General features: G+C 52.8%; 13 protein-coding genes. 6 read left to right on the top strand and 7 right to left on the bottom strand.

Annotated features, from left to right (window positions below):
• Window positions 1-171: 171 nt before the first annotated feature.
• Window positions 172-1,209, top strand: coding sequence for an HTH-type transcriptional regulator GalR (gene galR, locus CJP72_RS12120; protein ID WP_162381407.1), 1,038 nt, complete (start codon window positions 172-174; stop codon window positions 1,207-1,209).
• 4 nt (window positions 1,210-1,213) lie between these two features.
• Entirely contained in the window at window positions 1,214-2,230 is a 1,017-nt protein-coding gene (locus CJP72_RS12115) for a LacI family DNA-binding transcriptional regulator (RefSeq protein WP_162381405.1), read from the top strand.
• Here CJP72_RS12115 and lysA read toward each other — a convergent pair.
• The gene (gene lysA / locus CJP72_RS12110) at window positions 2,222-3,484 is read right to left on the bottom strand and encodes a diaminopimelate decarboxylase (protein ID WP_162381403.1); all 1,263 of its coding nucleotides are present in this window, start codon (window positions 3,482-3,484) and stop codon (window positions 2,222-2,224) included. The genes CJP72_RS12115 and lysA overlap by 9 nt on opposite strands.
• Window positions 3,485-3,603: 119 nt before the next feature.
• Between lysA and CJP72_RS12105 the strand changes: the two genes are divergently transcribed.
• Window positions 3,604-4,539, top strand: a complete 936-nt coding sequence (locus CJP72_RS12105) for a LysR family transcriptional regulator (RefSeq protein WP_162381401.1) — start codon at window positions 3,604-3,606, stop codon at window positions 4,537-4,539.
• On the opposite strand, the gene CJP72_RS12100 is transcribed toward CJP72_RS12105, so the two are convergent.
• The 5 genes from CJP72_RS12100 to CJP72_RS12080 form a co-directional block, all read right to left on the bottom strand.
• Window positions 4,511-5,218 carry an aspartate/glutamate racemase gene (locus CJP72_RS12100; protein WP_162381399.1) on the bottom strand — a complete coding sequence of 236 codons (708 nt, stop codon included), beginning with the start codon at window positions 5,216-5,218 and terminating at the stop codon, window positions 4,511-4,513. The two genes, CJP72_RS12105 and CJP72_RS12100, sit on opposite strands and share 29 nt — an antisense overlap.
• A gap of 206 nt (window positions 5,219-5,424) precedes the next feature.
• The gene (kduD, locus tag CJP72_RS12095; protein ID WP_162381397.1) at window positions 5,425-6,186 is read right to left on the bottom strand and encodes a 2-dehydro-3-deoxy-D-gluconate 5-dehydrogenase KduD; all 762 of its coding nucleotides are present in this window, start codon (window positions 6,184-6,186) and stop codon (window positions 5,425-5,427) included.
• A gap of 57 nt (window positions 6,187-6,243) precedes the next feature.
• Entirely contained in the window at window positions 6,244-7,080 is an 837-nt protein-coding gene (gene kduI / locus CJP72_RS12090) for a 5-dehydro-4-deoxy-D-glucuronate isomerase (protein ID WP_162381395.1), read from the bottom strand.
• Window positions 7,081-7,523: 443 nt separating this feature from the next.
• Window positions 7,524-8,702, bottom strand: coding sequence for an acetyl-CoA C-acetyltransferase (locus CJP72_RS12085; protein WP_162381393.1), 1,179 nt, complete (start codon window positions 8,700-8,702; stop codon window positions 7,524-7,526).
• A gap of 111 nt (window positions 8,703-8,813) precedes the next feature.
• Complete coding sequence (locus CJP72_RS12080; protein WP_162381391.1) at window positions 8,814-9,689, bottom strand: LysR family transcriptional regulator; 876 nt, start codon at window positions 9,687-9,689, stop codon at window positions 8,814-8,816.
• 105 nt (window positions 9,690-9,794) lie between these two features.
• Between CJP72_RS12080 and CJP72_RS12075 the strand changes: the two genes are divergently transcribed.
• Together CJP72_RS12075 and CJP72_RS12070 are read left to right on the top strand one after the other, a co-directional pair.
• Window positions 9,795-10,250, top strand: a complete 456-nt coding sequence (locus tag CJP72_RS12075) for a multidrug/biocide efflux PACE transporter (protein ID WP_162381389.1) — start codon at window positions 9,795-9,797, stop codon at window positions 10,248-10,250.
• Between the two features lie 142 nt (window positions 10,251-10,392).
• Entirely contained in the window at window positions 10,393-11,622 is a 1,230-nt protein-coding gene (locus CJP72_RS12070; RefSeq protein ID WP_162381387.1) for an amino acid permease, read from the top strand.
• Between the two features lie 226 nt (window positions 11,623-11,848).
• On the opposite strand, the gene rcnR is transcribed toward CJP72_RS12070, so the two are convergent.
• Window positions 11,849-12,121: a Ni(II)/Co(II)-binding transcriptional repressor RcnR gene (gene rcnR, locus CJP72_RS12065; protein WP_162381386.1), complete on the bottom strand. Its 273-nt coding sequence runs from the start codon at window positions 12,119-12,121 to the stop codon at window positions 11,849-11,851.
• A gap of 119 nt (window positions 12,122-12,240) precedes the next feature.
• On the opposite strand from rcnR, the gene CJP72_RS12060 reads away from it, so the two are divergent.
• A complete protein-coding gene (locus CJP72_RS12060) occupies window positions 12,241-13,125 on the top strand; it encodes a nickel/cobalt efflux protein RcnA (RefSeq protein WP_162381384.1) in 885 nt (294 codons plus the stop codon).
• Window positions 13,126-13,231: the final 106 nt, after the last annotated feature.

Raw genomic sequence — 13,231 nt, 5'->3', positions numbered from 1 at the left:
AACAGCCTTTAGCAAAGTGTAACTAAAGGTTTGTGTTCTCTATTTTCTGTCTTACTTCATTCGTGTGCGCTCACATTTGCGAGGTCAGGATGGGCAATCTGCTTGTATAGCCCCTCTTTTTCCGTAACACTGGCAGGATGTAAGCGTTTACCCTCAATAGGTACTAGTGTCATGGCGACCATAAAGGATGTGGCCCGACTGGCTGGTGTTTCAGTCGCCACCGTTTCTCGCGTGATCAATGATTCCCCGAAAGCCAGTGAGGCGTCTCGTCTTGCGGTGACCAGCGCGATGGAATCTCTCAGTTATCACCCCAATGCCAATGCCCGCGCCCTTGCCCAGCAATCGACAGAGACGGTTGGTCTGGTGGTGGGTGATGTTTCCGATCCTTTTTTTGGCGCGATGGTGAAAGCTGTTGAGCAAGTGGCCTATCACACCGGTAATTTTTTACTGATTGGCAACGGCTACCACAACGAACACAAAGAGCGTCAGGCGATTGAACAGCTGATCCGTCACCGCTGCGCCGCACTGGTGGTTCACGCCAAAATGCTCCCGGATGCCGAGCTGGCCTCGCTGATGAAGCAAATTCCCGGCATGGTCTTGATCAACCGGATCCTGCCCGGATTTGAGAAACGCTGTGTGGCCCTGGACGATCGCTACGGCGCGTGGCTTGCCACCCGCCACCTCATTCAACAAGGGCACACCCGAATTGGCTATCTGTGTTCAAACCACACTATCTCTGACGCGGAAGACCGTCTGCAAGGTTATTACGACGCGCTGGCCGAGAGCCAACTGCCGTGTAATGATCGGCTGGTGACCTTTGGCGAACCCGACGAAAGCGGGGGTGAACAGGCCATGATGGAACTGTTAGGCCGTGGACGAAACTTCACTGCTGTCGCCTGTTATAACGACTCCATGGCGGCAGGTGCTATGGGGGTATTAAATGATAACGGCATCGACGTCCCTTCGAAGATTTCCCTGATTGGCTTTGATGACGTGCTGGTTTCCCGCTATGTACGCCCACGGTTAACCACCGTTCGTTATCCGATTGTGACGATGGCGACTCAGGCAGCGGAACTAGCGCTCGCGTTGGCGGATCAACGTCCTGCGCCGGAAATCCCCCATGTGTTTAGCCCCACTCTGGTCCGTCGACACTCTGTGTCGACGCCAACGGAGTCAGGGAATCCTTCGTCAAACGAATCATCGGAATAGCGTCATGACAACAATGCTGGATGTTTCACGTCGTGCGGGCGTATCAAAAGCGACTGTTTCTCGCGTGCTTAACGGGACGGGACAAGTAAAAGAGAGCACGCGACAAAAGGTCTTTAAAGCAATGCAGGCCTTAGATTATCGCCCCAATTTTTTGGCGCGATCGCTGGCGAACCGTACCAGTAACAGCATTGGTCTCGTGGTGTCGACGTTTGACGGATTCTACTTCGGTCGACTGTTGCAACAAGCCTCACGTCAAACGGAATCTCACGGTAAGCAACTGATCGTCACCGACGGGCACGACACACCGGAGCGCGAGCAGGAAGCGGTACAGATGCTTGCCGACAGACAATGTGACGCCATCATTCTCTATACCCGTTATATGAGTGAAAAGGCGATCATGACGCTGATTAATACGACAGCCATGCCGCTGGTGGTTATAAATCGCGACGTCAGCCTGGCACGGGATCGCGCGGTCTTTTTCGAACAAGAAGATGCGGCCTTTCAGGTCGTGGATTATCTGATCTCGCAGGGGCATCGCGATATCGCCTGCATTACCGTTCCCATTCACACCCCAACCGGAAAATCTCGCTTAATGGGGTATCGTAAAGCACTGGAGAAAAACGGCATCGCCTGGGATCCGGCAAAAGTAAAATACGGGGACTCCAGCATGATACGCGGGTACGATGCGTGCCGCGAATTGCTCGATGAAGGTGTCGCGTTTAGCGCCCTTTTCGCCTGTAACGACGATATGGCGTTGGGCGCATCAAAAGCACTACACCAGGCTGGACTTCGGATCCCGCAGGATATTTCACTGTTTGGCTTTGACGATGCCCCCAGCGCAAAATGGCTTGAGCCGGGGCTTTCTACAGTCTATCTGCCTATTGATAGTATGATCACCACGGCGATTGATCAGGCCATACGGCTGGTCAGCGGCAAGGCGCTGGAGCCCATTCCTCCCTTTACGGGAACGCTGGTGCTCCGCGATTCCGTCACCACCGGGCCGTATTACCGATCAGAATAACTCCAGCGCCAGCAGTTCTTCGATAGTCTGACGACGGCGGATCAGTTTTGCTTCGCCGTTATCAAACAGCACTTCCGGCAGCAGCGGGCGGCTGTTGTAGTTTGAGGACATGGAGGCGCCATACGCACCCGTATCGTGCAGCACCAGGTAATCACCGGGAGCCACCGCCGGTAACGCGCGCGTTTCCACTTTGCCCCCTTCCTGTTGAGTAAACACATCGCCTGATTCACACAACGGGCCCGCAACGACAGTATCCACCTGAGGCGCCGTTTCCAGCGAGCGCCCATCTGCCGCGAGGGCGCTGATACGGTGATAACTGCCGTACATGGCCGGACGCATGAGATCGTTAAAGCCGGCATCCACCAACACAAAGTGTCGGCTCCCCATCTGTTTTACGCTGCGCACCTGCGTTACCAGAACACCAGATTGCGCAACCAGAAAGCGCCCAGGTTCAATTTCCAGCGCCACATGATGCCCAAGGTGGCGCGCAATTTGCTCGCGCGCGGCATTCCACAAACCGTAATAGTGCTGCGTATCAACAGACTCTTCGTCGTCGCGGTAGGGAATCGACAACCCACCGCCTGCGGAAATCGCCTCCAGATCCTGACCACATTCGATAACCTGACGCACCATCGCGCCGCACACCTGCTCCAGGTGACCATAGTCAACGCCAGAACCGATATGCATATGAATACCCACGAGTTTAAGCTGGTGACGTTGTATCACCGCCAGGGCTGCGGGTAAGTCGGAATGCCAGATACCGTGTTTGCTGTTTTCGCCGCCGGTGTTGGTTTTGTGGCTATGGCCATGACCAAACCCCGGATTCACACGCAGCCAAACCCGATGTCCGGGGGAAACCTGGCCGAGCTGATCCAGCATGTCCACGGACCCCGCATTGACAGGAATACGCAATTCGCTCACTCGGGCGATCGTAGCGGCGTCAATGACATCTGCCGTGAATACAATGTCATCCGGATGCGTTTGGGGATTGTACCCCGCCGCCAACGCGCGCTCGATCTCGCCCAAAGAGACGGAGTCAACTTTCACTCCTTGCTCACGCATCAGGCGCAAAATATGGATGTTCGAGCAGGCTTTCTGTGCGAAACGCACCACATCAAACTGTTGCAGGGCGGCAATCTGGCGGCGAATGACCTGTGCGTCATACACCCAGACTGGGCAACCAAACTCAGCCGGTAAGTGAAGCAAATTCTCAGCGTTAAGCGAAGTTTCTGTACAGTTCAGCGAATGTGGCATAGCGGGCTCCGGACAAGATATTTTTTAGCATTACGCCACAACCTGAAGAGAATAAAAAATATCTCTTTATCGAAAGTCTATGCAAAAATGATATGGAATATCTCCATTAAGGAAAACCGATGGCCGCCGTAAATCTTCGTCATATTGAAATCTTCCATGCGGTGATGACCGCCGGGAATCTGACCGAGGCGGCGACCCTGCTGCATACCTCGCAACCGACCGTCAGCCGGGAACTGGCGCGGTTCGAAAAAGTGTTGGGATTAAAGCTCTTTGAACGGACTCGCGGGCGACTACACCCCACAGTACAAGGGCTGAGACTGTTCGAGGAAGTGCAGCGTTCCTGGTATGGACTGGATCGCATTGTGAGCGCGGCGGAAAGTTTACGTGAATTCCGTCAGGGGGAGTTGTCGATTGTCTGTCTGCCGGTGTTCTCACAATCCTTTTTACCGACGCTGCTACAGCCTTTTCTTGCCCGTTATCCGGATGTCAGCCTGAACATTGTGCCGCAGGAGTCGCCGTTGCTGGAAGAGTGGCTTTCCGCGCAGCGTCATGATCTCGGCCTGACAGAAACGCTACATGCGCCGGCGGGGACTGAACGTACCGCATTGCTCACGCGAAATGAAGTCTGCGTCCTGCCGTCAGGTCATCCACTTGCGGCAAAGTCCGTACTGACACCTGAAGATTTTCAGGGGGAAAACTACATTAGCCTGTCGCGCACAGACAGTTACCGCCAGTTGCTGGACACGCTGTTCAATGAGCATCAGGTTAAGCGCCGGATGGTCATTGAAACCCACAGCGCCGCCTCGGTCTGCGCGATGGTGCGCGCGGGAGCGGGGATCTCCGTCGTCAACCCGTTTACCGCCCTGGATTATGCGGCAAGCGGCGTTATCGTGCGGCGTTTCAGCATCGACGTACCGTTTACCGTCAGCCTGATCCGCCCTTTACACCGCCCATCGTCCGCGCTGGTAGATGCGTTCAGTAAACATCTACAAGCCTCGTTGCCGCGCCTTGTCGATCCGCTGGAGGCTATTCTCTCGCAGACGACGAAAGCATAAACTCCACCGCATCCGTGGCATGAATTGCGGCGGTATCAAACACCGGGAGCGCGCTGTCCGCTTCCGGGACCAGCAAGCCAATCTCGGTGCAACCAAAAATGACCCCCTGCGCGCCTTGTGCCGCCAGACTTTCGATCACCTGCAGGTAATAATGGCGTGACTGCGCGGAAAACTCGCCAAGGCACAGCTCATCGAAAATAATCTGGTTAATTTTGCCACGCGCGTCAGCGTCCGGGACCAGGGTTTCAATAGCAAACTGCTGCGCCAGTCGTCCCCGGTAGAAATCCTGCTCCATGGTATAGCGCGTTCCCAGCAAGGCGACGCGCGTCATATTTTGACGGGTAATGGCGCGCCCCGTCGCATCGGCAATATGCAAAAACGGCAACCGACAACGGGATTCAATGGCATCCGCCACTTTATGCATCGTATTGGTACACAACACGATCCCTTCCGCGCCTGCCTGCTCAAGGCCCAGCGCCGCCTGTGCCAGAATATCGCCCGCCTTGTCCCACTCACCCCGGCTTTGGCAGGCTTCAATTTCATGAAAATCAACGCTATGCAACAACAGACTTGCAGAGTGCAAACCGCCCAGACGTTGCTTAATCCCTTCGTTGATTAAACGGTAGTAGGGAATGGTGGATTCCCAACTCATGCCGCCCAGCAAGCCAATCGTTTTCATTGCGTACTCCTTCGTTGGAAACTGATAGCAGTGAAACAAAGTTATGATTAAGTTTCCAGTTCAATTGTGATGTGGTGAGCGCAGAAGGCACGTCTGTCTGAGAATGTCAGGCCAGCGGAAAGACAAAGGGAAGAAGAGAAAGAAGGGAAAAAGAGAAACAAATGCCCGACCCGCTTTCGCAGTATCGGGCATTAACGGTTGGCGAATTAACGCGCCAGCCAGCCGCCGTCAACAGCCACGGTATAGCCGTTGATGTAATCAGATGCGCTGGAAGCCAGGAAGACAATCGGCCCCATCAGATCGCTCGGCAGACCCCAACGTCCCGCCGGGATACGGTCGAGGATCGCCGCGCTACGCTCTTCATCAGCACGCAGCTGCTGCGTATTGTTGGTCGCCATATAGCCCGGCGCAATCGCGTTCACGTTGATGTTGTGCTTCGCCCACTCGTTCGCCATCAGACGGGTTACGCCCATGACGCCGCTTTTTGATGCGGTGTAAGACGGAACGCGGATGCCGCCCTGGAAGGAGAGCATAGACGCGATGTTGATGATCTTGCCGCCGTTACCCTGTGCAATAAAGTGCTTCGCCGCTGCCTGAGACATGAAGAACACGCTCTTAATGTTCAGGTTCATCACGTCGTCCCAGTCTTTTTCACTGAAATCGATCGCATCTTCACGACGGATCAGACCCGCGTTGTTGACCAGGATGTCGATATGACCAAATTCCGCCACTGCACGTTCCAGCAGAGCCGGAATACCGTCGATCTGGCGCAAATCAGCAGTCAGACTTAAAAAGCGACGACCCAGCGCGGTAACGCGTTCAATCGTTTCAGTCGGTTCAACGATGTTAATCCCGACAATATCGCAGCCCGCTTCTGCCAGACCAACCGCCATACCCTGACCAAGACCGGTATCACAACCCGTGACGACGGCAACTTTACCTTCGAGAGAAAATGCATTCAGAATCATTGTAAACCCTTAAATTTTTAATGGCCTGTCACCGACAGGCATCATTGCCGTTCGCGACTAGCGCAGATCTTTTACTGCGACGTGGTCCATGTCATCAAAGACCTGGTTTTCGCCCACCATGCCCCAGATGAACGTATACGCTTTGGTGCCTACACCAGAGTGAATAGACCAGCTAGGCGAGATCACCGCCTGTTCGTTGTGCATCACGATATGACGCGTTTCCTGCGGTTGCCCCATCATGTGGAAGACGCAAGTGTCTTCATCCATGTTGAAGTAGAAGTACACTTCCATACGGCGCTCATGGGTATGGCACGGCATGGTATTCCACAGGTTGCCTGGCGCCAGTTCGGTCAGCCCCATGCTCAACTGGCAGGTTTCCAGAACATCCGGAACAAAATATTTGTTGATGGTGCGACGGTTGCTGGTGACGTTGTCGCCTAAAGTGACTGGCGCCACATCGGCTGGCGTCACTTTTTTGGTTGGATAGGTGGTGTGCGCCGGTGCGCAGTTGTAATAGAACTTCGCAGGTTTTGCCGCATCTACGCTGGCAAAAATCACTTCCTGCGCGCCTTTACCCACATATAACGCATCGCGATGACCAATTTCATAGCACTGGCCGTCAACGGTAATCGTGCCCGGGCCGCCAATGTTGATCACGCCTAATTCGCGACGTTCCAGGAAGTAAGTAACACCCAGTTGCTTACCAACTTCACCGCCTACCGAAACTGATTTCGCCACCGGCATAATACCACCGACGATAATGCGATCGATGTGGCTGTAAACCATGGTGTATTCGTCAGCCACAAATACGCTTTCAACTAAAAACTCTTTGCGCAGTTCCTGGGTGTCCAGCGTTTTCGCGTGCGCACTGTGGATACTCTGTCTTACGTCCATATTTACCTCCAATGATAAATTGACCGTGATAATTCCTGAACGGAGAGCGAAACGCTGTTCCGTTTTACTTAATGAGGCCATGATATCCCTCTGCGAATCTGTTTTCAATTATAAATAAAACAACGTTTCATTTTTGCGGATGTTATTGTCAAAAGTGTCGTCCTGATCACGGTCGGACGCAGCGCATCAAAAAAATCAAAAGCAATTCATTTGAAAACAAAGAGATAAAAACAAAAATTGAGTTTATTACCCTGCGAAAAGGCCTGATACAGAAAATGGTGCGGAGATAAAGGAGCGGTTATGACGTGTTTTTTCATCAAGTTGCGTTATGAATCACAAATAATGAAACGTCGTTTTGATAAATTATTCTTTGTTCGAGTGTTTCTGTAACTGGTCTTGCCCTCCGTAAGGAGGGCTTTTTTATGCGAGCGGCAAGGTGATGATCAGTCTCTCTCGATGGCCAGCGCCACACCCTGCCCACCGCCGATGCATAACGTCGCCAGCCCTTTGCGCGCTTTACGTTTGACCATTTCATGCACCAGCGAAACCAAAATTCGACAACCCGAAGCGCCAATGGGATGACCGAGGGCAATCGCGCCACCGTTGACGTTCACCCGGCGTTCATCCCACTCCAGCATTTTCCCCACGGAGAGCGCCTGAGCGGCAAACGCTTCGTTGGCTTCGATAAGATCCACATCTGCAAGCTGCCAGCCAACCCGTTCCAGGCAGCGACGAGTGGCATAAACGGGGGCGATTCCCATCAGCGCCGGGTCCACGCCGACACTGGCAAAAGCACGAATACGCGCCAGTATGGGTAAATTCAACTCTTGCGCTTTGGCTTCACTCATCATCATAACGGCGGCAGCGCCATCGTTAATTGACGAGGCATTTCCTGCCGTGACCGATCCCAGACGATCAAACGTGGGGTCCAGTCTGGCCAGTCCTTCTGCGCTGGCATCGGTCCTCGGCTGTTCATCCGTATCAATCACTCTTGATTGCCCATTGCGCTGAGTGGTAACAGGCACGATTTCATCTTTAAAGCGGCCGGCATCGATTGCAGCACGCGCTTTTTGCTGAGAGCTGAGCGCATAGGCATCCTGTAACTCGCGGCTGATCCCGTATTCCCGCGCCAGATTTTCAGCGGTGACACCCATGTGGTAATCGTTGAACGCATCCCACAAACCGTCGTGAACCAGGCTGTCGACCAGTTGGCTGTTGCCCAGTTGCGCGCCGGTGCGGCTGTCAGTAAGGACATGCGGCGCGCGGCTCATGTTTTCTTGTCCGCCCGCAATCACAATATCCGCTTCACCGCACTGGATAGCCTGGGTTGCCAGATGCAACGCTTTTAGCCCTGAGCCACACACATCATTAATCGTGATAGCGGAAACCGTATTAGGCAACCCACCTTTGATGGCGGACTGACGAGCAGGATTCTGCCCTGCTCCTGCGGTGAGAACCTGACCGAGGATAACTTCATCGATGGCATGTACATCAACACCCGTGCGCGCCAATAACGCTTTCACGACCACGCTGCCAAGCTCAACGGCAGAATGACGTGCCAACGTTCCCTGGAAGCAGCCAATGGGTGTCCGTAATGCCCCAACTATCACAACCTCTTTCATTAGCACCTCTGCGCAAAATAACACCGCAATAGTAGAGGATTGTTAAAGATAGTTATCCTGAATGTTTAAAAAAAGTGAGTTTTATCACAAAGGAAATGCGTATCGTTGTGGCTACGCCGTGACACGCCCCTGTTGTAAATGGTATCGGAGCCAGCTTCCCGCAGCTCCTGGGGGAGATTTCTTATTCCAGAGGAGATCAATAGAGATAGCCCTGGGCCAGCCTGGCACATCCAGTTGAACCAACGGTTTCTCGGCGGCAAATTCTTCGACCAACGCACAAGGCAGCGCGCACCAGCCGAAGCCCTGTACGGCCATACTGAGCAACAATAAATAGTTAGGCGCGGACCAGACCGGACCTCTCGCCACGTTGGCGCCGCTTTCAAAATAGGTATTCAGTCGCAGTTCACGCCAGGTATGCAGTTGATCCCAGGAGACTTTTTCCTGCATCGCCAGCGGATGCGTCGCGGCGACATACAACCCCATCCAGGTCTGCATCGGCAAGCGCGTGACGCCCATATCCGTCGGGTAGTCGTCGCGGGCCTCTATCAGCCCCACCTGCGCACGTCCTTTTTGCAGCAGATCGATAACATCCTCATCTTCACCGATCAGACATTCAAACTCGGTGTGCGGAAACTGCCGATCAAACTGCACCATCAGTTCTTCGAGAACATCCGGGTGCAGAGTGTCGGAAAGGACAAAGGTCAGGCGCGCTTCCGTTTCTCCAGATAACGACAATGCCACTTCATCCAGACGGTCGCTCGCCGACAAAATAGCCTGTACATAACCGAGTACCCGCTTTCCCTCTTCCGTCAGCACCGGTTGCCGCGACGTCCGGTCAAACAGTGAAAATCCGAGATCGGCCTCCAGGTGCGCTATCGCCGTACTGATGGTCGACTGGCTTTTACGCAGCCGTCGCGCCGCCGCAGAAAAGGAACCGCAGGAGACCGTTTCTACAAATGCCGTTAATGCTTCAGGAGAGTAGCGCATGAACTATCTACTTTATCGATGGATACTATCTTTTAGATATCACATTAAGCGATAAAATGCGCAGAATTCCATATGATTCCAAACAAAAAAAGAAGGTTTCACGCTATGCAACACGATGCAGTACAACGCCGCTCCTTACCTGAGCGTATTTTTCATGCCGTCTGTTTTGAGGGTATCGCGACGGCTATTCTCGCCCCCACAACGGCTTGGTTGATGCAGCGCTCCGTTCTCGAAATGGGCGGACTCACCGTCTTACTGGCGACCACGGCGATGATCTGGAATATCATCTATAACGCGCTGTTTGACCGTTTTTGGCCTGCGCATCTGGTCAAACGTACCGCCAAAGTCCGCGCCTTTCATGCCCTGGGATTTGAAAGCGGTTTTATCGTCATTGGGGTGAGTATTGTGGCGTATGTGCTGAGTGTCAGTTTGCTACAAGCATTCACACTGGAAATAGGCTTCTTCCTGTTCTTCCTGCCCTACACCATGCTCTATAACTGGGCCTACGATACCTTGCGCCATCGCGTGGTAAAACATCGACAGCAACGTGTTACTGCCTGATGACGCTCTGATTTGCCGGAGTCACTGCGATTCCGGCATTTTACCTGTTCATTCCCTCTCGGTTTAAGCCTCCCTCAACACCCCCTGTTTATGGTAAATTATGCTACTTTTTTGTTTATTTTATAGTTGATACATTCAGACAATGTCGAAGATTTGGTCAAAAGAAGAGACTCTCTGGAGTTTCGCGTTATATGGAACTGCCGTTGGTGCAGGAACCCTCTTCCTCCCCATACAATTGGGTTCAGCGGGTGCGATTGTTCTGTTTATCACCGCGCTGGTCGCCTGGCCATTGACTTACTGGCCGCATAAGGCGCTGTGTCAATTCATTCTCTCTTCAAAAACGTCGGCAGGAGAAGGGATCACTGGCGCGGTAACACACTACTACGGTAAAAAGATCGGTAGCCTGATCACCTCGCTGTACTTTATTGCCTTCTTTGTGGTCGTACTGATTTATGCCGTGGCGATCACCAACTCGCTCACCGAGCAGGTGGCAAAGCATCTGCAGGTAGACCTCTGCATTCGTATGCTGGTCAGTCTGGGTGTCGTGGTGACGCTAAACCTGATTTTTCTGATGGGACGCCATACCACGCTTCGTGTGATGGGATTTCTGGTGTTTCCGCTTATTGCGTACTTTTTATTTCTCTCATTCTATTTGACCGGAAGCTGGCAGCCCTCTTTATTGACCAGCCAGATGTCTTTCGATCAGCACACGCTTCATCAGGTATGGATATCTATTCCAGTGATGGTTTTCGCTTTTAGCCATACACCAATTATTTCTACGTTTGCCATCGACAGACGTGAAAAATATGGCGAGCAGGCCATGGGTAAATGCAAAAAAATCATGAAGGTCGCCTACCTAATCATCAGCCTGAGCGTGTTGTTTTTCGTCTTCAGCTGTCTGCTCTCCATTCCGCCCGCTTACATTGAAGCGGCCAAACATGAGGGCGTCACCATTCTGTCTGCGCTGTCGATGATGCAAAATGCTCCCGCCTGGCTGTCGATTTCCGGGATTATTGTCGCCGTTGTCGCCATGTCGAAGTCGTTTCTCGGCACCTATTTCGGTGTGATCGAAGGGGCAACCGAGGTGGTAAAAACTGGCTTACAGCAGGTTGGTGTGAAAAAAAGCCGCGCCTTTTATCGCGCGCTTTCCATTATGCTGGTTTCGGCGATCACGTTTATTGTGTGCTGCATTAACCCAAATGCAATCTCAATGATTTATGCGATAAGCGGCCCACTCATCGCCATGATTTTATTCATCATGCCGACGCTGTCGACCTATCTGATCCCAACGCTAAAACCCTACCGCTCACTGAGTAATCTGATTACCCTGATTGTCGGTTTACTCTGCGTTTCCGTGATGTTTTTTGGCTAAGGACAACCGTAATGGCTCACACACCTGAAGGGGGTGAGCCATTGACTCCTCCCGCCCATTACCGTGAGCTCGCATCAGTCTGCTCTGCCAGAAGCGCAAACCGTCGCCTGTCTGTTACTGGCGCTGGAGTCGATCAGCGGCTTTAAACATGTTGAATGCTGTATTACGCAGCGGAACCTGGTATCCGTTTGCTGCTAATGATCCGCATAGTCGGGCATCATCCCGACTATTTGATATAGGAATCCAGCACTTTCAAGATCACATCCAGATCTTCTTCGCGCTTTATTTCATCGCCCTGATGCACGATATGTTCGGTCAGATGACCTTTTATCACTTCCCGCATAAGCCCGTTCACCGCGCCACGTATCGCCGCTATTTGTTGTAAAACCGCCGCGCATTCATGCGGTTCATCCAGCATTTTTTTTAAGGCAACCACCTGCCCCTGAATTTTGCTGGTACGCGCTTTAAGCTTTTGTTTGTCGCGGATCGTATGTGACATAGCAATATCCCAGTTGCATCAATCATGGTTAACTATACCTTGCAGATCTACTGGGGGGTAGTATTTGGTACTGGGGGGGAGTAGAATCAGCCGAAACAAAACAACTAAGAATCATTCTCATGGGTGAATTTTCTACGCTGCTTCAGCAAGGCAACGCCTGGTTTTTTATTCCCAGCGCAATTTTGTTAGGCATATTGCATGGGCTTGAGCCTGGGCACTCCAAGACGATGATGGCGGCATTTATCATCGCCATTAAAGGCACCATCAGGCAGGCGGTAATGCTGGGGCTGGCGGCCACACTCTCGCATACCGCGGTGGTGTGGCTGATTGCGCTTGGGGGCATGTATATCAGCCGGGCATTTACTGCCGAATCGGTTGAACCCTGGCTTCAGTTTATTTCCGCGATCATTATTCTGGGAACCGCGACCTGGATGTTCTGGCGCACATGGCAAGGGGAACGAAACTGGCTGGCAGAAGCGCATGGCCATCATCATGATGAGCACGATCACCACCATGAGCACCATCACCATGATCATGAGCATCACCACGACCATGAGCATCACCACGATCATGAGCATCATGACCATGCGGGACTGGAAGGGTTAACCGCAGGTTCAAAAGACTATCAGGATGCTCATGAGCTCGCGCATGCCAGTGACATCCAGCGCCGCTTTCACGGCAGAGAGGTGACGAACGGGCAGATACTGTTATTTGGCCTGACTGGCGGGCTTATCCCCTGCCCTGCGGCAATAACCGTCCTGCTGATTTGCATCCAGCTTAAAGCCTTCACCCTGGGAGCAACGATGGTGCTCTGCTTCAGTGTGGGTCTTGCGCTCACGCTGGTGGCGGTAGGTGTGGGAGCGGCAATCAGTGTCCAGCAAGCCGCTAAACGCTGGAGCGGATTTAATACCCTCGCCAGAAAAGCCCCTTACTTTTCCAGCCTGTTAATCGGCCTGGTCGGTCTCTATATGGGCATTCATGGCTATATGGGGATCGTCAATTAAATCAGGGTCTGCCCGATTACGGGCGCTGCCACCCAAGGCAGTTGAATAAATATCCTCCGGCATAGCCGGAGGTTTTTCAAATGCGCCTGTAAGGCTCTGTTACCAG

Source organism: Citrobacter sp. NCU1, assembly GCF_010231475.1.
Taxonomy (GTDB): Bacteria; Pseudomonadota; Gammaproteobacteria; order Enterobacterales; family Enterobacteriaceae; genus Citrobacter_D.
The sequence above is the reverse complement of the archived record's forward strand: the minus strand, read 5'-3'. Positions and strand labels throughout refer to the sequence as shown.

What these genes read in the sequence shown, in the direction of transcription:
- galR (WP_162381407.1), top strand. Translation starts at nt 172, where the DNA reads ATGGCGACCATAAAGGATGTGGCCCGACTGGCTGGTGTTTCAGTCGCC.
- CJP72_RS12115 (WP_162381405.1), top strand. Translation starts at nt 1,214, where the DNA reads ATGACAACAATGCTGGATGTTTCACGTCGTGCGGGCGTATCAAAAGCG.
- lysA (WP_162381403.1), bottom strand. Translation starts at nt 3,484, where the DNA reads ATGCCACATTCGCTGAACTGTACAGAAACTTCGCTTAACGCTGAGAAT.
- CJP72_RS12105 (WP_162381401.1), top strand. Translation starts at nt 3,604, where the DNA reads ATGGCCGCCGTAAATCTTCGTCATATTGAAATCTTCCATGCGGTGATG.
- CJP72_RS12100 (WP_162381399.1), bottom strand. Translation starts at nt 5,218, where the DNA reads ATGAAAACGATTGGCTTGCTGGGCGGCATGAGTTGGGAATCCACCATT.
- kduD (WP_162381397.1), bottom strand. Translation starts at nt 6,186, where the DNA reads ATGATTCTGAATGCATTTTCTCTCGAAGGTAAAGTTGCCGTCGTCACG.
- kduI (WP_162381395.1), bottom strand. Translation starts at nt 7,080, where the DNA reads ATGGACGTAAGACAGAGTATCCACAGTGCGCACGCGAAAACGCTGGAC.
- CJP72_RS12085 (WP_162381393.1), bottom strand. Translation starts at nt 8,702, where the DNA reads ATGAAAGAGGTTGTGATAGTTGGGGCATTACGGACACCCATTGGCTGC.
- CJP72_RS12080 (WP_162381391.1), bottom strand. Translation starts at nt 9,689, where the DNA reads ATGCGCTACTCTCCTGAAGCATTAACGGCATTTGTAGAAACGGTCTCC.
- CJP72_RS12075 (WP_162381389.1), top strand. Translation starts at nt 9,795, where the DNA reads ATGCAACACGATGCAGTACAACGCCGCTCCTTACCTGAGCGTATTTTT.
- CJP72_RS12070 (WP_162381387.1), top strand. Translation starts at nt 10,393, where the DNA reads ATGTCGAAGATTTGGTCAAAAGAAGAGACTCTCTGGAGTTTCGCGTTA.
- rcnR (WP_162381386.1), bottom strand. Translation starts at nt 12,121, where the DNA reads ATGTCACATACGATCCGCGACAAACAAAAGCTTAAAGCGCGTACCAGC.
- CJP72_RS12060 (WP_162381384.1), top strand. Translation starts at nt 12,241, where the DNA reads ATGGGTGAATTTTCTACGCTGCTTCAGCAAGGCAACGCCTGGTTTTTT.